This window comes from Streptomyces sp. TLI_105 (genome assembly GCF_900105415.1).
Taxonomy (GTDB): domain Bacteria; phylum Actinomycetota; class Actinomycetes; order Streptomycetales; family Streptomycetaceae; genus Streptomyces.
This window is the reverse complement of the sequence record NZ_FNSM01000001.1, coordinates 6,525,771-6,543,138: the sequence shown is the minus strand read 5'-3', so window position 1 is coordinate 6,543,138 and position 17,368 is coordinate 6,525,771. Positions and strand designations below refer to the sequence as shown.

Annotated in this window: 19 protein-coding genes and 1 tRNA gene; 12 read left to right on the top strand and 8 right to left on the bottom strand. The window is 72.5% G+C overall.

The window, feature by feature from the left end; translation table 11 throughout:
• Positions 1-31: 31 nt before the first annotated feature.
• From BLW86_RS29935 to BLW86_RS29925, 3 genes are all read left to right on the top strand, one after another.
• A tRNA-Leu gene (locus tag BLW86_RS29935) sits at positions 32-119 on the top strand.
• 538 nt (positions 120-657) lie between these two features.
• Complete coding sequence (locus BLW86_RS29930; RefSeq protein WP_143060283.1) at positions 658-972, top strand: hypothetical protein; 315 nt, start codon at positions 658-660, stop codon at positions 970-972.
• Between the two features lie 34 nt (positions 973-1,006).
• Positions 1,007-1,933 (top strand): pseudouridine synthase, encoded by a 927-nt coding sequence (locus BLW86_RS29925; protein ID WP_093876923.1) that lies wholly within the window; start codon positions 1,007-1,009, stop codon positions 1,931-1,933.
• Here BLW86_RS29925 and BLW86_RS29920 read toward each other — a convergent pair.
• The 4 genes from BLW86_RS29920 to BLW86_RS29905 form a co-directional block, all read right to left on the bottom strand.
• Positions 1,917-2,546 carry an MBL fold metallo-hydrolase gene (locus BLW86_RS29920; RefSeq protein ID WP_093876922.1) on the bottom strand — a complete coding sequence of 210 codons (630 nt, stop codon included), beginning with the start codon at positions 2,544-2,546 and terminating at the stop codon, positions 1,917-1,919. The genes BLW86_RS29925 and BLW86_RS29920 overlap by 17 nt on opposite strands.
• On the bottom strand, positions 2,546-3,631 hold the full coding sequence (locus BLW86_RS29915; RefSeq protein WP_093876921.1) for an S-(hydroxymethyl)mycothiol dehydrogenase: 1,086 nt from the start codon (positions 3,629-3,631) through the stop codon (positions 2,546-2,548). Before BLW86_RS29915 ends, BLW86_RS29920 begins: the two co-directional genes overlap by 1 nt.
• A 123-nt stretch (positions 3,632-3,754) precedes the next feature.
• Positions 3,755-5,215 carry an amino acid permease gene (locus BLW86_RS29910; RefSeq protein ID WP_093876920.1) on the bottom strand — a complete coding sequence of 487 codons (1,461 nt, stop codon included), beginning with the start codon at positions 5,213-5,215 and terminating at the stop codon, positions 3,755-3,757.
• 181 nt (positions 5,216-5,396) lie between these two features.
• Entirely contained in the window at positions 5,397-6,098 is a 702-nt protein-coding gene (locus BLW86_RS29905; protein WP_093876919.1) for a FadR/GntR family transcriptional regulator, read from the bottom strand.
• A 157-nt stretch (positions 6,099-6,255) separates the two neighbouring features.
• Between BLW86_RS29905 and BLW86_RS29900 the strand changes: the two genes are divergently transcribed.
• Positions 6,256-6,780, top strand: a complete 525-nt coding sequence (locus tag BLW86_RS29900; RefSeq protein ID WP_093876918.1) for a gluconokinase — start codon at positions 6,256-6,258, stop codon at positions 6,778-6,780.
• Positions 6,781-6,826: 46 nt separating this feature from the next.
• The gene (locus BLW86_RS29895; RefSeq protein WP_093876917.1) at positions 6,827-8,224 is read left to right on the top strand and encodes a GntP family permease; all 1,398 of its coding nucleotides are present in this window, start codon (positions 6,827-6,829) and stop codon (positions 8,222-8,224) included.
• 62 nt (positions 8,225-8,286) lie between these two features.
• Here the strand turns inward: BLW86_RS29895 and BLW86_RS29890 are convergent, their stop codons facing one another.
• Positions 8,287-9,171 (bottom strand): TIGR03619 family F420-dependent LLM class oxidoreductase, encoded by an 885-nt coding sequence (locus tag BLW86_RS29890; RefSeq protein WP_093876916.1) that lies wholly within the window; start codon positions 9,169-9,171, stop codon positions 8,287-8,289.
• Positions 9,172-9,401: 230 nt separating this feature from the next.
• The gene (locus BLW86_RS29885; RefSeq protein ID WP_093876915.1) at positions 9,402-11,057 is read right to left on the bottom strand and encodes an FAD-binding dehydrogenase; all 1,656 of its coding nucleotides are present in this window, start codon (positions 11,055-11,057) and stop codon (positions 9,402-9,404) included.
• Positions 11,058-11,139: 82 nt separating this feature from the next.
• Between BLW86_RS29885 and BLW86_RS29880 the strand changes: the two genes are divergently transcribed.
• Genes BLW86_RS29880 through BLW86_RS29860 form a run of 5 tightly spaced genes read left to right on the top strand, consistent with a single transcriptional unit; the run spans position 11,140 to position 13,881 of the window.
• Complete coding sequence (locus BLW86_RS29880; RefSeq protein ID WP_093876914.1) at positions 11,140-11,769, top strand: TetR/AcrR family transcriptional regulator; 630 nt, start codon at positions 11,140-11,142, stop codon at positions 11,767-11,769.
• A gap of 28 nt (positions 11,770-11,797) precedes the next feature.
• Positions 11,798-12,562 (top strand): glucose 1-dehydrogenase, encoded by a 765-nt coding sequence (locus BLW86_RS29875; RefSeq protein WP_093876913.1) that lies wholly within the window; start codon positions 11,798-11,800, stop codon positions 12,560-12,562.
• Positions 12,563-12,592: 30 nt separating this feature from the next.
• A complete protein-coding gene (locus BLW86_RS29870; RefSeq protein ID WP_256341468.1) occupies positions 12,593-13,162 on the top strand; it encodes an NUDIX domain-containing protein in 570 nt (189 codons plus the stop codon).
• Positions 13,163-13,171: 9 nt separating this feature from the next.
• Complete coding sequence (locus BLW86_RS29865; protein ID WP_093876912.1) at positions 13,172-13,567, top strand: YidH family protein; 396 nt, start codon at positions 13,172-13,174, stop codon at positions 13,565-13,567.
• Entirely contained in the window at positions 13,564-13,881 is a 318-nt protein-coding gene (locus tag BLW86_RS29860) for a DUF202 domain-containing protein (RefSeq protein WP_093876911.1), read from the top strand. Before BLW86_RS29865 ends, BLW86_RS29860 begins: the two co-directional genes overlap by 4 nt.
• A 39-nt stretch (positions 13,882-13,920) precedes the next feature.
• On the opposite strand, the gene BLW86_RS29855 is transcribed toward BLW86_RS29860, so the two are convergent.
• Together BLW86_RS29855 and BLW86_RS29850 are read right to left on the bottom strand one after the other, a co-directional pair.
• The gene (locus tag BLW86_RS29855; protein WP_093876910.1) at positions 13,921-14,856 is read right to left on the bottom strand and encodes an NADP-dependent oxidoreductase; all 936 of its coding nucleotides are present in this window, start codon (positions 14,854-14,856) and stop codon (positions 13,921-13,923) included.
• A gap of 44 nt (positions 14,857-14,900) precedes the next feature.
• Positions 14,901-15,536 carry an NADPH-dependent F420 reductase gene (locus BLW86_RS29850; RefSeq protein WP_093876909.1) on the bottom strand — a complete coding sequence of 212 codons (636 nt, stop codon included), beginning with the start codon at positions 15,534-15,536 and terminating at the stop codon, positions 14,901-14,903.
• Positions 15,537-15,606: 70 nt separating this feature from the next.
• On the opposite strand from BLW86_RS29850, the gene BLW86_RS29845 reads away from it, so the two are divergent.
• Positions 15,607-15,969, top strand: coding sequence for a winged helix-turn-helix transcriptional regulator (locus BLW86_RS29845; RefSeq protein ID WP_256341467.1), 363 nt, complete (start codon positions 15,607-15,609; stop codon positions 15,967-15,969).
• A 113-nt stretch (positions 15,970-16,082) separates the two neighbouring features.
• On the top strand, positions 16,083-16,994 hold the full coding sequence (locus tag BLW86_RS29840; protein ID WP_093876907.1) for an MBL fold metallo-hydrolase: 912 nt from the start codon (positions 16,083-16,085) through the stop codon (positions 16,992-16,994).
• Positions 16,995-17,368: the final 374 nt, after the last annotated feature.

The following is a 17,368-nucleotide window of genomic DNA, read 5'->3' as shown; positions in this document are numbered from 1 at the left end:
AGGGCCCAGCGGCCGGGAAGACAGACACCTTGTCCGGGTGGCGGAATGGCAGACGCGCTAGCTTGAGGTGCTAGTGCCCTTTATCGGGCGTGGGGGTTCAAGTCCCCCCTCGGACACCATGAGAAAGACCCCAGCTCAGCTGGGGTCTTTCTGCTTTTCCCGTTTCATCCCTGCCGGAAGGCGGGGGAACCATACCGACGCGATGAGCGTGCGTCCTGTCGTACTCCTCGTCACCGGTGTCGCAGTCGCAGGGTCGGTCACGGTCCTGACGAGTCTGCGCTGGGGCGAGGCGAGTGGGCTCAGTACCGCCCTCTCCGCCGTCGTGGCCGAGCGCACCGGCCCGGCGGATGCCTCCGGAGGAGAGGCCGTCAGTGGGGTTCGACTCGGCTGACGGCTCCGTCCCGCAGCAGGACAGTACATTCCGACCGTGGGGACGAGGGGCTGTTTCGTTGGGGGGCAAACGACCGCGATGGGGTCAGCACCCCGAGATCGGGGCCGAACGGACGGGCAGCGCCCATGCCATCGGGGGAAGAGCCGTCTCGGGCGTCCGCGGCTGCGCGGAGCACGTCGAGACCTTCACGCGGAGCATCGGGAGTGCGTCGCAGCGCGTTCGGGCCCTGACCGAGCTCAGCACCTCGGCAGCGGACACCAGTGACGGTGACAGGGCCCACGCGCCGGTCGCCGAGCTGGTCCGGTGCGTCGAGGACCCGCATCGACGTGCTCGTGCTCCTCGGGAAGCAGGAGTCCGCCGAAGGCGTCGCTCTCCTGAGCCCGAACCCCCGCCGGCGGGCGCGGGCGCTCACCACGCTCGCGAGGACCGCGCCTCCGCCTCGTGCGCGTCGGCTCCTCGCGCAGGTCCTGAGCATCAGCGGCTGGGCCGAGCCCTTGGAGGTACCGGCCCCGTCGGACCCCGCGGCCGTGGCGTCCTTGGCCGACGAGCATCTGCGGACCGCTGTGGACCCGCCTGCCTGAGCAAGCCGGACAGCCGGCCGGTTACCGTGACTCCGTGCGACGCAGATCAAAGGCCCTCTTTTCACCCCTCCCCCAGCTGCACGGCATCGATCCCGTGCGGGTGCGCCTGCCGGAGGACCCCGAGGGGTGCTGGGCGAGCGTCCGGGAGTACCTCGTCGAGCGGTACGGGGCCGCCGTCGGGGCCGGGCGGGTCGAGGGGATGCTGCGGGAGGGGCGGTTCGTCGGGGTCGACGGGCCGGTCGGCGGGGACGAGTCGTACGCCGCGGGGCGGTACCTCTGGTTCCACCGGGACTTTCCCGCAGAGACGCCCGTGCCCTTCCCGATCGGGGTCGTGCACCGCGACGAGCGGATCGTGGTCGTGGACAAGCCGCATTTTCTCGCCACGATGCCCCGCGGAAGGCATGTGACCGAGACCGCGCTCGCTCGGCTCCGGCGTGACCTGGGGCTTGCGCGCCTCCAGCCCGCGCACCGGCTCGACCGGCTGACGGCGGGGCTCGTGCTGTTCGTCGTGCGGCCGGAGGACCGGGGGGCGTACCAGACTCTCTTCCGCGACCGGGCCGTGCGCAAGGAGTACGAGGCGGTGGCGCCGTACGACCCGGCGGTGGAACTGCCGGTGACCGTGCGCAGCCGGATCGAGAAGGAGCGCGGGGTGATGGCCGCCCGGGAGGTGCCGGGCGAGCCGAACGCCGAGAGCCGGATCGAGCTCCTGGGGCACGCGGGAGGGCTCGGGCGCTACCGACTGGCGCCCGTGACCGGGCGGACCCATCAGCTGCGGGTGCACATGAACGGCCTGGGCCTGCCGATCCTCGACGACCCGGTCTATCCGGTGGTCCGCGAGGACGGGCCGGAGGACTTCGCGCGTCCGCTGCGACTGCTCGCGCGGACGCTGGAGTTCACCGACCCGTTCACGGGCGACGAGGTGCGGTTCGAGAGCCGGCTGGCCCTCAGTGGCCCCGCTTGAGCCATTCCTCCAGGTGCGGGGCCTCGGCGCCGATCGTGGTGGTGTCGCCGTGGCCGGTGCGGACCACCGTCTCCGGCGGCAGGGTGAGGAGCTTCTCGCGGATCGAGCCGACGATCGTCGGGAAGTCCGAGTAGGACCGGCCGGTCGCGCCGGGGCCGCCCTGGAAGAGCGTGTCGCCGGAGAAGACCGTGCCGAGCTCGGGGGCGTACAGGCAGACCGCTCCCGGGGCGTGGCCGGGGGTGTGGAGGACGGTGAGGTCCGTGCCGGCGATGGTGAGGACCTGGCCGTCGGCGAGCTCGCCGTCCGGGCTGTGGCCGGGGTGGGTGAGCTTCCACAGCGGCTGGTCGGCCGGGTGGAGCAGGATCCGGGCGCCGGTGGCGGCCGCGAGGGCCGGGGCGGCGTCGATGTGGTCGTCGTGGGCGTGGGTGCAGACGATGGCGCGCAGGGCGCGGCCGTCGAGCGCGGCGAGGATCGCCCCGGCGTCGTGGGCGGCGTCGATGACGATGGCCTCGGAGTCGTCGCCGACGATCCAGACGTTGTTGTCGACGTCCCAGGTGCCGCCGTCGAGGCTGAAGGTGCCGGAGGTGACGAGGTGGTCGATGCGGGCGGCCATCAGAGGACCACCACCGAGCGCAGGACGTCGCCCTCGTGCATGCGGGCGAAGGCCTTCTCGACGTCGCCGAGGCCGATCGTCTCGGTGACGAAGGCGGCGAGGTCGATGCGGCCCTGCTGGTGCAGGTCGACGAGCATCGGGAAGTCGCGGGACGGCAGGCAGTCGCCGTACCAGGAGGACTTGAGCGAGCCGCCGCGGCCGAAGACGTCGAGGAGCGGGAGTTCGAGCTTCATCTCGGGGCTGGGGACGCCGACGAGGACGACGGTGCCAGCGAGGTCGCGGGCGTAGAAGGCCTGCTCGTACGTCTCGGGGCGGCCGACGGCCTCGATGACGACGTCTGCGCCGAAGCCGCCGGTGAGCTCGCGGATCGCCTCGACGGCGTCGGCGGTGCGGGAGTTGACCGTGTGGGTGGCGCCCATCTCGCGGGCCTTGTCCAGCTTCCGGTCGTCGATGTCGACGGCGATGACCTTCGCGGCTCCGGCGAGGCGGGAGCCGACGACGGCCGCGTCGCCGACGCCGCCGCAGCCGATGACGGCGACGGTGTCGCCGCGGCCGACGTTCCCGGTGTTGATCGCGGCGCCGATGCCGGCCATCACGCCGCAGCCGAGGAGGCCCGCGACCTCGGGGGCGACGGACGGGTCGACCTTGGTGCACTGGCCGGCGGCGACGAGGGTCTTCTCGGCGAAGGCGCCGATGCCGAGCGCCGGGGAGAGCTCCGTGCCGTCGAGCAGGGTCATCCTCTGCTTCGCGTTGTGGGTGGCGAAGCAGTACCAGGGGCGGCCCCGCGTACAGGCGCGGCAGGTGCCGCAGACGGCGCGCCAGTTGAGGATCACGAAGTCGCCGGGGGCGACGTCGGTGACGCCCTCGCCGACGGACTCGACGATTCCGGCGGCCTCGTGGCCGAGCAGGAAGGGGAACTCGTCGTTGATCGCGCCCTGTTTGTAGTGGAGGTCGGTGTGGCAGACGCCGCAGGCCTGGATCTTGACGACGGCCTCGCCGGGGCCGGGGTCGGGGATCACGATGGTCTCGACGCGTACCGGTTCGTTCCTGCCGGGGGCGATGACCCCCTGGACGTGCTGCGGCATCGTGAACTTCCCTTTCCTTTACCGGATCTTGTAAGGCTCTTGCGTACCACTATCTCCTGACAAAAGGCGAGACCCCCGCAGGCCGTGCCTGTGGGGGTCCCGCCGTCTCCCGTGGGGGGAGTCTCAGCCCTGCTGCGCGGCGGAGGTCGTGCGGACCCGGCGGCGGACCAGGAACCAGCCGCCGGTGAGCGCCGCCGCGATGAGCGGCAGGCAGTTCACGGTGGTGCGGCTGATGCCGCCGTCCATCCACATCAGGACGAGGACGGCCGCGAGGAAGCCCAGGGTCACGATCTGGGTGTACGGAGCCCAGGGCAGCTGGTAGCCGGGGCGGGTGAGCTTGCCCTGCTTGGCGCTGCGCACGAAGAGCAGCGAGCAGATCATGATCATGGCCCAGGTGCCGATGATGCCGATGGAGGCGAAGTTGAGGACGAGCTCGAAGGCCTCGCCGGGCATGACGTAGTTGAGGAGGACGCCGGCGACGCCGAAGCCCGCGGTGAGCAGGATGCCGCCGTAGGGGACGCCGCCCTTGTTCATGACGCCGGTGAACTTGGGCGCGGAGCCCGAGAGCGACATGGAGCGCAGGATGCGGCCGGTGGAGTAGAGGCCCGAGTTGAGGCTGGAGAGGGCGGCGGTGAGGACGACGAGGTTCATCACGCCGGCGGCGCCGGGGATGCCCAGCTTGTCGAAGACGGTGACGAAGGGGCTCTGGTCACCGGAGTACGCGGTGTACGGGAGGATCAGGGCGAGCAGGACGACGGAGCCGACGTAGAAGAGGCCGACGCGCCACATGATCGAGTTGATCGCCTTCGGCATGATCTTCTCGGGGTTCTCGGTCTCGCCGGCGGCGACGCCGCAGAGCTCGACGGAGGCGTAGGCGAAGACGACGCCCTGGATGAGCAGCAGCATCGGCATCATGCCGTTGGGGAAGATGCCGCCGTTGTCGGTGATGTTGGCGAGGCCCGGGGTGTGGCCGCCGACGTCGTGCGAGGTGACGACGAGGAAGATGCCGACGAGCATGAAGGCGACCAGGGCGGCGACCTTGATGATCGCGAACCAGAACTCCATCTCGCCGAAGTACTTCACGGAGATGAGGTTGGCGGTGAGGACGACCGCGAGGGCGATCAGGGCGAGGACCCACTGCGGGACGTCGCTGAACACGGCCCAGAAGTGGGCGTAGGTGGCGGCCGCGGTGATGTCGGCGACGGCGGTGGTCGACCAGTTGAGGAAGTACAGCCAGCCGGCCGTGTAGGCGCCCTTCTCGCCCATGAACTCACGGGCGTAGGAGACGAAGGCGCCGGAGGAGGGGCGGTAGAGCACCAGCTCGCCGAGGGCGCGCACCACGAAGAAGGCGAAGACGCCGCAGACGGCGTACGCGATGAAGAGGGACGGGCCGGCCTGGGACATGCGGCCGCCGGCGCCGAGGAAGAGGCCGGTGCCGATGGCGCCGCCGATGGCGATCATGTTGATGTGCCGGGACTTGAGGTCCTTGCGGTAGCCGGCGTCGCCTGCGTCGACGTGGGGGGCGGCGGCCGGGTTCGCCGGAGCGGCGGACAGCGGCTCGGCCGCGGTGACGCGGTCAGTCATGGAGTTGTTCGCCTTCGTGAGGGGAGCGGTGCGGTACCCGGCCGCACCTGAACGGGGGGTGTCCCCGGCACGGCCAGCGCACATACTCACGGCAACAGCCCCTGACTGACTGTGACGCATGTCACTGAAAGCCCATATTTGAGCTAGTTCAGAGCTTTACGGGCGGGTAACGACAGAGGGGCTACGGAGCGAGGACGTCCAGCTCCTGGAGGGCGCCGACCGCGATCTGCCGGGTGAGCTCCTCGGCGCGGGCGGCGTCCCGCTCCCGTACGGCCTCGGCGACCTGGACGTGCAGGGTGACGGCGGCCGGGTCGGGGTCCTCGAACATCACGTGGTGGTGGGTGCGGCCGGTGAGGACCTCGGCGACGACGTCGCCGAGGCGGGCGAACATCTCGTTGCCCGAGGCGTTGAGCACCACCCGGTGGAAGGCGATGTCGTGGACGAGGTACTCCTCCAGGCGCCGGCCGCGCGAGGTGGCGACCATGCCGAGGGCCTGCTCGGTGAGCTCGCGGCACTGCTCGGGGGTGGCGTTCAGCGCGGCCAGTCCCGCGGCGACGGGCTCGACGGCCGAGCGGAGGACGGTGAGCGAGCGGAGCTGGCGGGGGCGGTCGGCGCCGGCCAGCCGCCAGCGGATGACCTGGGGGTCGTACACGTTCCAGCTGGCCGTGGGGAGCACGGTCACGCCGACGCGCCGGCGGGACTCGACGAGGTGCATGGACTCCAGGACCCGCACGACCTCGCGGACGACGGTCCGGGAGACGTCGAAGCGCTGGGCGAGCTCGTCGGTGCGCAGCACGGTGCCCGGCGGGAACTCCCCGGCGGTGATCGCGAGGCCCAGGGTGGCCAGGACGTGTGAGTGGAGCCCCTGGGCCGGTGTCGTCATGGTGATCAGCCTATGCGCGCGCGTCCGGGTGACCACACCCGGGAATTAAAAGTATGACTTTTATGTCACAGACTCTTGAATACGTCGTACCCAATGGGTTTCATGAGCGCGACGGATTCACCGAATCGATGTCGAAGAAGACAGCGAGGCACCCCCCATGAGCACCACCCCCCTCACCGCTCCCCCGGTCGTCGTCGTCATGGGCGTCGCCGGGACCGGCAAGACCACCATCGGTCCGCTGGTCGCGGAGGCGCTCGGCCTGCCGTACGCCGAGGGCGACGACTTCCACCCGGCGGCCAACGTCGCCAAGATGTCGGCCGGCATCCCGCTGGACGACACGGACCGGGGGCCCTGGCTCGACGCCATCGGGGAGTGGGCGCACGGCCGGGCCGGGCTCGGCGGGGTAGTGAGCAGCTCCGCCCTCAAGCGGAGCTACCGGGACCGGCTGCGTGCCGCCGCGCCCGGGGTCGTCTTCCTGCATCTGACCGGTGACCGGGAGCTGATCGAGGAGCGGATGGCCGCACGCAAGGGCCATTTCATGCCCACCGCGCTCCTCGACTCCCAGTTCGCCACCCTGCAGCCCCTGCAGGACGACGAGGCCGGCGTCGCCGTCGACGTCTCCGGCACCCCGGAGGAGATCACCGCCCGCGCCGTCGCCGCCCTGCGCGGCCTGGCCGGCTGACCCTCCCCCGCCCCCGTCCCCACCTGCCCGTACGAAGGACACCACCGTGACCAGTCTCAGCGTCGAGATCCTGGCAGCGGACGCCGCCGAACCGATCACCTCGGCAGGCAACGCCCAGCTCGGGATCGCCGTGCTCGCCGGCATCGCCGTCATCGTCCTGCTCATCACCAAGTTCAAGATGCACGCGTTCCTCGCGCTGACCATCGGGTCGCTGGCGCTCGGCGCGTTCGCGGGTGCCCCGCTCGCGGACACCATCAAGTCGTTCAGCACCGGCCTCGGCAACACCGTCGCCGGCGTGGGCGTGCTCATCGCGCTCGGCGCGATCCTCGGGAAGCTGCTCGCCGACTCCGGCGGCGCCGACCAGATCGTGGACACGATCCTGGCGAAGACCGGCAAGCGGGCCATGCCGTGGGCGATGGTCCTGATCGCCTCCGTGATCGGCCTCCCGCTCTTCTTCGAGGTCGGCATCGTGCTGCTGATCCCGGTGGTGCTCATGGTCGCCAAGCGCGGCAACTACTCGCTGATGCGGATCGGCATCCCCGCCCTGGCCGGTCTGTCCGTGATGCACGGGCTCATCCCGCCGCACCCCGGCCCGCTCGTCGCGATCGACGCGGTCGGCGCCAACCTGGGCGTGACCCTCGCGCTCGGCCTGGTCGTCGCCATCCCCACCGTGATCATCGCCGGCCCGGTCTTCTCCAAGTACGCCGCCCGCTGGGTGGACATCCAGGCCCCGGAGAAGATGATCCCGGCCCGGCCCTCCGAGGACCTGGAGAAGCGGCCCGGCTTCGGCGCAACCGTCGCGACCATCCTGCTGCCCGTCGTCCTGATGCTGGTCAAGGCGCTCGTCGACATCGTGGTCGACGACCCCGAGAACGGCGTGCAGAAGGTCACCGACGTCATCGGCTCGCCGCTGATCGCCCTGCTGGCGGCCGTCATAGTCGGGATGTTCACGCTGGGCCGCGCGGCCGGCTTCACCAAGGAGCGGCTGTCCTCGACCGTCGAGAAGTCCCTGGCGCCCATCGCCGGCATCCTGCTGATCGTCGGCGCCGGCGGCGGCTTCAAGCAGACCCTGATCGACCTCGGCGTCGGCCAGATGATCCTCGACTTCTCGAAGAGCTGGTCGATCCCGGCCCTGCTGCTCGCCTGGCTGATCGCGGTCGCGATCCGGCTCGCGACCGGCTCGGCCACCGTGGCGACGATCTCGGCGGCCGGCCTGGTGGCCCCGCTCGCCGAGGGCATGTCGACCGGTGAGGTGTCACTGCTCGTCCTCGCCATCGGTGCCGGTTCGCTCTTCTTCAGCCACGTCAACGACGCCGGGTTCTGGCTGGTGAAGGAGTACTTCGGCATGAACGTCGGCCAGACGATCAAGACCTGGTCGGTGATGGAGACGATCATCTCGGTCGTCGGCATCGTGTTCGTCCTGCTGCTGTCGCTGGTGTTGTAAGCGCCGCCGGGCCTACGCCGGAGCCCCTGACGTCCTGCTGGACGTCAGGGGCTCCCGTGCGTTCAGCCCCGCAGCAGCGAGAGGACCTTCACGCCCAGCTCCAGGGCCTCGCCCGGCTCGTCCACGCACTGCTGGAAGTCGACGAAGCAGCCCTCGGCCCCGGTGTCGCGGACGCCCGCGAGGACGGCGGCGACGGACTCCGCCGTGGCGCCCGGTGCCGGGTTGTGGCGGATCTCGCGGCGCAGGGCGCCCGGGTCGCGGCCCGCCTCCTCGGCGGCGCGCCGGGCCTCGTCCCACAGGTGCCCGGCCACACCGGGCGGAAGCACCGCGCCGACCCAGCCGGCGGCCCGGCGGCCGACCCGGCGCAGGGCCGCTGGGCTGAAGCCGCCCAGGTGGACGGGCGGGCCGACCGGCTGGACGGGGCGCAGGCCGACGTACGACGCCGGGATGGTCCACCGCGGCCCCTCGTGGCCGAACTCCTCCTCGGTCCAGATGCCGTGGAGGACGTCGAGGAGTTCGTCGAGGAGGGCGCCGCGGCGGTGGAAGTCGGCGCCGACGGCGGTGTACTCGTCCCGCAGCCAGCCGATCCCGAGGCCGACGTCGAGGCGTCCGCCGCTCACCCGGTCGAGCGAGGTGAGCGAGCGGGCGAGGAGGACCGGCGGGTACCAGGGGCCGTTGAGGGTGCTGGTGCCGAGCCGGACGCGGCCGGTCGCGGTGGCGGCGACGGTGAGGACGGTGAGCGGGTCGAGGAAGGTCTTGTACTGCCGGGGGTACGGGTTCTCGGGGGTGTGTCCCGGATAGAGGTCACGGGGAACGACCGGGGTGAGGGCGCGGTCACCGACCCAGAGCGAGTCGAACCCGGCCTCCTCGGCGTCCCGCGCGAAGGCGGCGACCCGGTCGGCGTGGGCGTGGGTGCCGTACTGGGGCAGTGCGATGCCTATGTCCATGGCCTCATCCTGGGCAGCGGGGAGGCGCGCGACACGAAGGGTCGGGGGCGTGACCCGCACCACACGGGGGTGGGCGCGGCGGGTCCGCGAGCCGTCTCCTTCGGCCGGCACCCGATCGCTCCCGGGCGGCGCCCGACCGCCCCGGCCGCACAGCCGACCGTCCGGCCGCACGCCCGCACGCCCGCACGCCCCGGGGCCGTACGCCCGGTCGCCCCGACCCGACCCCTGCGTCAGCCGACCGCCTTCGCCGCCGCCCGGCCCGCCGCCCGGCCGGAGAAGATGCAGCCGCCGAGGAAGGTGCCTTCGAGGGAGCGGTAGCCGTGGACTCCGCCGCCGCCGAAGCCGGCCGCCTCGCCCGCCGCGTACACGCCGTCCAGGGGCTCGCCGCCCTCCGTCAGGACGCGGGAGTCGAGGTCGGTCTCCAGGCCGCCGAGGGACTTGCGGGTGAGGATGTTGAGCCGTACGGCGATCAGCGGACCCGCCTTCGGGTCGAGGAGGCGGTGCGGCGCCGCCGTACGGATCAGCCGGTCGCCCAGGTACTTGCGGGCCCCCCGGATCGCCGTGACCTGGAGGTCCTTGGTGAAGGGGTTGGCGATCTCGCGGTCGCGGGCGGTGATCTCCCGGCGCAGGGCGGCCTCGTCGATGAGCGGCTCGTCGGTGAGCGCGTTCATGCCCCGGACGAGGGCGGAGAGGTCGTCCTCGACGACGAAGTCGACGCCGTGGTCCATGAAGGCCCGGACGGGCGCCGGTACGTCGGCGCGGGCACGGCCGAGGACGTCGCGGACGGACTTGCCGGTGAGGTCGGGGTTCTGTTCGGAGCCGGAGAGCGCGAACTCCTTGCCGATGATGCGCTTGTCGAGGACGAACCAGGTGTGGTCGTGGCCGGTCCGCATGATGTGTTCGAGGGTGCCGAGGGTGTCGAAGCCGGGGAAGAGCGGGACGGGCAGCCGCTTGCCGGTGGCGTCGAGCCAGAGGCTGGAGGGTCCGGGCAGGATGCGGATGCCGTGCCGGGCCCAGATGGGGTCCCAGTTCTCGATGCCCTCGGTGTAGTGCCACATCCGGTCGCGGTTGATGTGGTGGGCGCCGGCCTTCTCGGCGACGCCGAGCATGAGTCCGTCGACGTGGGCGGGGACGCCGGAGAGCAGTTTGGCGGGCGGGGTGCCGAGGCGGGCGGGCCACTGCGCGCGGACGAGGTCGTGGTTGCCGCCGATGCCTCCGGAGGTGACGACCACGGCCTGGGCGCGCAGCTCGAAGGCGCCGGTGACCTCACGACTGCTGGCGGTGCCCCGGGCGGCGGCGGAGGGGGCCAGGACCTCGCCGGAGACGGTGTCGACGGCTCCGGCCGTGCGGCCGAGGCCGGTGACGCGGTGGCGGAAGCGGAGGTCGACGAGCCCGCGGGCGGCGCCCTCGCGGACCTTTCGCTCGAAGGGGGCGACGAGGCCGGGGCCGGTGCCCCAGGTGATGTGGAAGCGGGGTACGGAGTTGCCGTGGCCGTTCGCGTCGTAGCCGCCGCGCTCGGCCCAGCCCACGACGGGGAAGAAGCGCACCCCGCGCGCGTGGAGCCAGGCCCGCTTCTCGCCGGCGGCGAAGTCGACGTACGCCTCGGCCCACTTCCTCGGCCAGTGGTCCTCGGCGCGGTCGAAGCCCGCCGTGCCGAACCAGTCCTGCAGGGCCAGGGCGTGGCTGTCCTTGACGCGCATCCTGCGCTGTTCGGGCGAGTCGACGAGGAACAGACCGCCGAAGGACCAGTGGGCCTGACCGCCGATGGACTGCTCGGGTTCCTGGTCGAGGAGGATCACGGAGCGGCCGGCGTCGACCAGCTCGGCGGTGGCGACGAGGCCGGCGAGGCCCGCCCCGATCACGATCACATCAGCGTCGTAGGACATGGACCGCATCTTGGATACACGGATGTATCGAGTCAACCGTCCGGCCTTTCCGTTTTCTAATGTCGAGCATTAATATGAAGACATGGCAAGGACGTCAGGGCCCGAGACCCGGGAGAAACTGATCCGCGCGGCGGAGGAGCTCTTCGCCGCACAGGGCGTCGCCGGCGCACAGCTGCGGGACGTCGTGGCACGGGCCGGACAGGCCAATCCCTCCGCCGTGCAGTACCACTTCGGCTCGCGCGCGGGACTGCTCGACGCGGTCATGGCCGGCCGCCAGACCCGTACGGAACAGGTGCTCGCCCCCCTCCTGGACGCCGCCGGCGACGACCTGGCACAGCTGGTCGCCGCACTCGTCACCGCCGAGGCCACCGAGCTGCGCACCGACCGGGGCCGCCGCTGCCTGCGGATCTCCGCGCAGCTCAGCCACGAGAGCGGCGTGCGCACCCGCACCCCCCACCCCACGCTCGCCGGCACCGCCTACTGGCGCCTGATCGAGCGGATGGCGGACCGGCTGGCCGCCGGCGGACTGCCCGAGCCGCTGCTCCTGGAGCGCCTCGACCTGGCGCTGACCGTGGTGGGCGCGGCGATGGCGGACCGGGCCCGGCAGTACCTCGACGGCACCGAGCCCCTCACGGACGAGCCGCTCTTCCTCGCCGACCTCGTCGAGACCACCACCGCGCTTCTCCGGGCCGCACAGCCCCGGAGCGTCTGAAGACCCGAAGACCCCGAAGGGACCTCTCATGAACGACCTCACCGGCAAGACCGTGCTCATCACCGGCGGCGCCCGCGGCCTGGGCGCCGAGGCCGCCCGGCAGGCCGTGGCCGCCGGCGCGAACGTCGTGATCACCGACGTGCTCGACGAGGACGGCAAGGCCACCGCCGAGGCGCTCGGCGAGCGGGCCCGGTTCCTCCACCACGACGTGACCTCCGAGGAGGAGTGGGCGGCGGCCGTCGCCTTCGCGGTGGCGGAGTTCGGCGGGCTGCACGGTCTGGTGAACAACGCCGGCATCTCGACCGGCGCGTTCCTGGAGACCGAGTCCGTCGAGCACTTCCGCAAGGTCCTCGACATCAACCTCACCGGTGTCTTCATCGGCATGAAGGCCGCGATCCCGGCGATGAAGGAGGCCGGCGGCGGCTCGATCGTCAACATCTCCTCGGCCGCGGGGCTGATGGGCCTGGCCCTGACCGCCGGGTACGGCGCCTCCAAGTGGGGCGTGCGCGGTCTGACGAAGATCGGCGCGGTGGAGCTCGGCACGGCCGGGATCCGCGTCAACTCCGTCCACCCCGGCATGACCTACACCCCGATGACGGCCTCCGTCGGCATCGAGCGCGGCGAGGGCAAGTACCCGAACACGCCCATGGGCCGGGTCGGCGAGGCCGACGAGATCGCGGGCGCGGTCGTCTTCCTCCTCTCGGACGCCGCCTCGTACGTGACGGGCGCGGAGCTCGCCGTGGACGGCGGCTGGACGACCGGGCCGACGGTCAAGTACGTCATGGGGCAGTGACGTTTCCTCGCACGGTGATTTCATGGGCGCATGAGCGCCTCCGAAGAGATCCTCGACGTCGTCGACGAGCAGGACCGGGTGATCGGGCAGGCCCCGCGCGGTGAGGTGTACGCGCGGGGCCTGATCCACCGCTGCGTCTTCATCCGGGTCCGGGACGCCGAGGGCAGGATCTTCGTCCACCGCAGGACGCCGACGAAGCTGGTCTTCCCCTCCCTGTACGACATGTTCGTCGGCGGGGTCGTCGGCGCCGGCGAGTCCTACGACGAGGCCGCGCTGCGGGAGGCCGAGGAGGAGCTCGGCGTGTCCGGGCTGCCCCGCCCCGAGCCGGTGGCGCGGTTCCTGTACGACTCCGGGGGCGTGGCCGGGAAGTGGTGGTCGGCCGTCTACGAGGTCCGCTGCGAACTGCCGGTCGACCCGCAGGTGGAGGAGGTCGCCTGGCACGGCTTCCTCACCGACGAGGAGCTGGCCGCACGGCTGCCCGGGGCGGCGGGCGCCTGGGAGTGGGTGCCGGACGGCCTCGCCGCGTACGGGCTGCTGGCGCAGGCGGAGAGCCCCGCGGCGCGGGACGCGCGTCCGGCGGGCCGGTCACCCGGCCGTTAGGGTGCACAGGTGAGCGATTTCGTGCAGAGCCTGCGGCTGTGGCTCGCGCCGCAGCGGATCCGGGACGAGGGCGACACCCCCGACTACCGCTTCTCCCTCGCCAACGAGCGGACCTTCCTGGCCTGGATCCGGACCGCGCTCGCCCTGGTCGGCGGCGGTTTCGCCGTCGACCAGTTCCTGCCGGACCTGCGCTGGGGCGTGCGCGTCGGGCTCGCGCTCGCGCTGCTCGCCGCCGGTGTGCTGTGCGCCCTGCGGGCGGTGAACCACTGGGTGCGCTGCGAACGGGCCATGCGCCTGGGCGAGGACCTTCCGGTGTCCCGGTTCCCGGCGCTGCTCAGCCTCGCGGTGGCCGTCGTGGCCCTCGCGATGGTGGTGCTCGTCGTCTTCGGCTGGGCCGGACGGTGAGCTCGGCCGGCGAGGCCCGGGATCCCGGGCTCCAGCCGGAGCGGACCCGGCTCGCGTGGCGGCGTACGACCCTGTCGTGCACGGTCGTCGCGGTGCTCGCCATGAAGCTGGTGGTCAGCGACGAGATCACGGCGCGGGAGCTGACCGGGCTCGCGCTCTCGTCCCTGGTGTGGGTCGCCTTCCTGGCGGTGGCCCACCGCAGGATCCGTTCCCTGGGCGCGGCCCGGCCGCTCCCGCTCTCCCCTCGGGGCGCGCTGCTCGCGACGGTGTGCACTATCGCGCTCGCCGCCCTCGGGGCGGCGGTGATCTGGTGAGACCGCGACCCTGATCCGACGGAAATTGTCAAACACCCCCTAGGGGACGGTCACCACGACCTTGCCGTTCAGACCGCCCGCCGCGTTGGCGCGCTGGGCCTCGGCCGCCTGCTCCAACGGGAACGTCCTCGCCACCCGTACGGTGAGGACGCCCGCGTCGGCCAGGTCGGCGAGGACCGCGAGGTCGGCGGCGTCGGGACGGACCCAGAAGTAGCGGCCGCCGAGGGCGAGGACCTCGCCGTCGGCGATCGAGGCCAGGCGGCCCCCGGGGGCGAGGAGCCCGGCGGAGAGCTTCAGGAACGGGCCGCCGATGGTGTCCAGGACGGCGTCCACGCCCTGCGGGGCGAGGGCGCGGACCTGGTCGGCGAAGGTCTCCTCGTCGTAGCGGACGGGCTCGGCGCCCAGCTCCGCGACCTGCTCAAGGCCCGCGTCCCGGGCCGCGCCGATCACCCGGCAGCCGAAGTGGCGGGCGATCTGCACGGCCATCGAGCCGACCCCGCCGGCCGCCGCGTGCACCAGGACGGTGTCGCCGGGGCGCACCGCGAGGGCCTGCGGCCGATGGAGCACCTGGTACGCGGTGAGGCCGACGAGCGGGAGGGCCGCGGCCTCCTCGAACCCGAAGGTGCGGGGCTTGCGGGCGAGGGTGCGGACGGGGGCGGCGACGTACTCGGCGAAGGTGCCGTGCGCGAGGACGTCCTCGCGGACGTACCCCATGACCTCGTCCCCGACCGCGTACTCGGGGACGGAGACGCCGAGCCGGATCACGACGCCGGAGACGTCCCAGCCGGGGACGACCGGGAAGACGGCGTCGAGCATGCCGTCGAGATACCCGGCCTGCGCCTTCCAGTCGACGGGGTTGACGGCGGCCGCCCGCACCTCGACCAGGACCTCGTCGGGGCCGACCTTGGGGTCGGGCAGCTCTCCGTACTCCAGCACCTCGGGGCCGCCGTACCGGCTGTAACTGATCGCCTTCATACCTCCGACCCTCGGTGCGACCGGCCCGGACCGCAAGCCGGGCGTCAGTCGCCGAGCGCCGCCGGCGGCGGGAGCATGGCGCGCGGGTCGCGGCCCGAGGTCCAGAGGCCGATGAGGAAGGCGGTGGTCGCCTCCAGGAGGTCCGCGTGGGCCAGCGGGCCGGCGACGAACGGGGCGCAGCCCAGGTCGGCGGCGAGGGTGGAGACGAGCGCGAGGGCCTCCTCGTCGTCCCCGCACAGGGGGACGGCGACCGGTCCGTCCGCGAAGACGGGCGGGGTACGGCTCCACACCGCCGGTGTCACGTGGTTGAAGGCCTTCACCACCCGGGCGCCCGTCGCGGCGGCGAGGGTGCGGGCGGCGCCGGGGCCCTCGCCGGTGGTGAGGACCGGCCCCGGACCGACCGCGTTGGTGCAGTCGATCAGGATCCGGCCGCCGAACGAGTCGACGGGGCCCACCGTCCCGAGGGCCGGCAGGACCGCGTCGTACGGCAGGGCCAGGAGGGTCGCCTCGCCGAAACGGGCGGCCTCGGCGAGGGTGCCCGGTCTGGCCCCCGTGCTCGCGGCGAGCGCGGCGGTCCGTTCCGCGTCCCGGCCGCCGACGAGCACCTCGTGGCCGGCCCCGGCCCATCCCCCGCCGAGCGCCCGTGCCATCGCTCCCGTACCCAGTACTCCCACCCTCATGGGGCGTCCTCCCTCACGTACCGTTGTGCGTGCTGACGTGAACGACCGTAGGCGGGAGGCGACTTACCGAATGGTTCCCGGCATCGAACCCGACCGGCTCCTCGCGGACTGCCGGGCGCGGCTCGGTTTCGACCTGCTCTCCCACACCTGGAACGGGGTCGTGCTGTACGCGCTCGCGGGCGGGCCGCGCCGCCCCGGTGAACTGCGGGCGGAGATCGGCGGGATCAGCGCGAAGGTCCTGACGGAGACGCTGCGGCGCCTGGAGGGGTACGCGCTGGTGGAACGGCGGGCGTACGAGGAGACGCCGCCCCGGGTCGAGTACGCGCTGACCGCGCTGGGGCGTTCGCTGCTCGGACCGATCGAGGCGCTGGGCCGTTGGTCGGCGGAGTACGGGGACGCCTTCGTGGCGGCGCAGGGATGGGACGAGGAGTAGGCCGGGGGCATGTCGAGGGCAGGCCGAGGAGTGGTCCGTTCCGACTTCCCCCGGGCCGGGCCGACTGGCAGTCTTCCCCCTGTCCAGTCGGGCTCTCATCCGGGGGAATCCCTTTGTCTGCCACCGATCCCTATGTGGTCACGCTCGCTCCGCACGTGCACGCCTTCGTCCAGCCCGACGGCGGCTGGTGCCTGAACAACGCCGGGTTCATCGGCGACGCGGACGAGTCTCTGCTCGTCGACACCGCCGCCACCGAACGGCGCGCGAAGCTGCTGCGCGAGGCGGTGCTCGCCGAAGGGCTGCCGCTGCCCCGCACCATCGTCTCCACCCACCACCACGGCGACCACACCTACGGCAACGGGGTGTTCCGCCCCGAGGCGCGGATCGTGGGACACGAGAACTGCCGCTCCGAGCAGCTCGCGGCCGGGCACCAGCTCCATCTGCTGTGGCCGCAGACCGACTTCGGGCGGGTCGACATCCTGCCGCCCTCCGTGACGTACAGCGAGCGGCTCACGCTGTACGTCGGCGGGATCGAGGTGCGGCTGCTCCACCCCGGCGCCGCGCACACCACCGGCGACTCGATCGTCCATCTCCCGGAGCAGGGCGTCGTCTTCACCGGCGACCTGATCTTCCACGGCGGGACGCCGTTCCTGCCGATGGGTTCGCTCGCCGGTTCGCTGCGCGCGCTCGACCTGCTGCGCTCCCTCGACGCGTCGACGGTGGTACCGGGGCACGGGCGGGTGACCGACCCCACGGCGTACGACACCACGGAGCGGTACCTGCTCTGGGTGCGGGAGCTCGCCGTCGAGGGGTACGCGAAGGGGTCGACGCCCCTGGAGACGGCCCGGCGGGCGGAGCTCGGCGAGTTCGCCGCGTGGCGCGAGAGCGAGCGGCTCGTGGCGAACCTGCACCGGGCGTACGCGGAGCTGGAGGGGCTGCCGGAGGGGTCGCCGCTGGATCCGGTGGCGGTCTTCGGGGACATGGCGGCGATGAACGGAGGGGTGCCGGTGGCTTGCCACGCGTGACCCCACGCCCGTTGCGAGCGGCTGTTCCGCGCCTCGCCGCCCCCGTTGTGGGCAATCGTTCCGCTGGGACGGAACGGATGGGCACAACGGAACGGCGCCCTTGCCGGCGCCAGAGGCTCCCGCGCCCCGACCCGCACCGGAACGTGCGCCGCACGCGTGGTGCGGGTCCAGGCGCGGAACGCGGAGGCGCCGCTGAAGGGCGCCGTCCCGTGTGCCCACCCGTCCCGCCCCAGCGGGACGACTGCCCACACGGGCGGGGGGCGGGGGCCCCGCACCCCGCCGGGTGCGGCCCGCACGGGGCGGGGGCACCGCCCCGGCGGGTGCGCCCGCACACAGGGGCGGAGGGCGGGGCGGAGCGAGCGCCCGTACGCCGG

Coding starts and splice junctions, on each gene's coding strand:
- BLW86_RS29915 (WP_093876921.1), bottom strand. CDS start 3,631: ATGCCGCAGCACGTCCAGGGGGTCATCGCCCCCGGCAGGAACGAACCG.
- BLW86_RS29880 (WP_093876914.1), top strand. CDS start 11,140: ATGGCAAGGACGTCAGGGCCCGAGACCCGGGAGAAACTGATCCGCGCG.
- BLW86_RS29855 (WP_093876910.1), bottom strand. CDS start 14,856: ATGAAGGCGATCAGTTACAGCCGGTACGGCGGCCCCGAGGTGCTGGAG.
- BLW86_RS29845 (WP_256341467.1), top strand. CDS start 15,607: ATGGTTCCCGGCATCGAACCCGACCGGCTCCTCGCGGACTGCCGGGCG.
- BLW86_RS29890 (WP_093876916.1), bottom strand. CDS start 9,171: ATGGACATAGGCATCGCACTGCCCCAGTACGGCACCCACGCCCACGCC.
- BLW86_RS29900 (WP_093876918.1), top strand. CDS start 6,256: ATGAGCACCACCCCCCTCACCGCTCCCCCGGTCGTCGTCGTCATGGGC.
- BLW86_RS29875 (WP_093876913.1), top strand. CDS start 11,798: ATGAACGACCTCACCGGCAAGACCGTGCTCATCACCGGCGGCGCCCGC.
- BLW86_RS29850 (WP_093876909.1), bottom strand. CDS start 15,536: ATGAGGGTGGGAGTACTGGGTACGGGAGCGATGGCACGGGCGCTCGGC.
- BLW86_RS29905 (WP_093876919.1), bottom strand. CDS start 6,098: ATGACGACACCGGCCCAGGGGCTCCACTCACACGTCCTGGCCACCCTG.
- BLW86_RS29920 (WP_093876922.1), bottom strand. CDS start 2,546: ATGGCCGCCCGCATCGACCACCTCGTCACCTCCGGCACCTTCAGCCTC.
- BLW86_RS29910 (WP_093876920.1), bottom strand. CDS start 5,215: ATGACTGACCGCGTCACCGCGGCCGAGCCGCTGTCCGCCGCTCCGGCG.
- BLW86_RS29870 (WP_256341468.1), top strand. CDS start 12,593: ATGAGCGCCTCCGAAGAGATCCTCGACGTCGTCGACGAGCAGGACCGG.
- BLW86_RS29885 (WP_093876915.1), bottom strand. CDS start 11,057: ATGTCCTACGACGCTGATGTGATCGTGATCGGGGCGGGCCTCGCCGGC.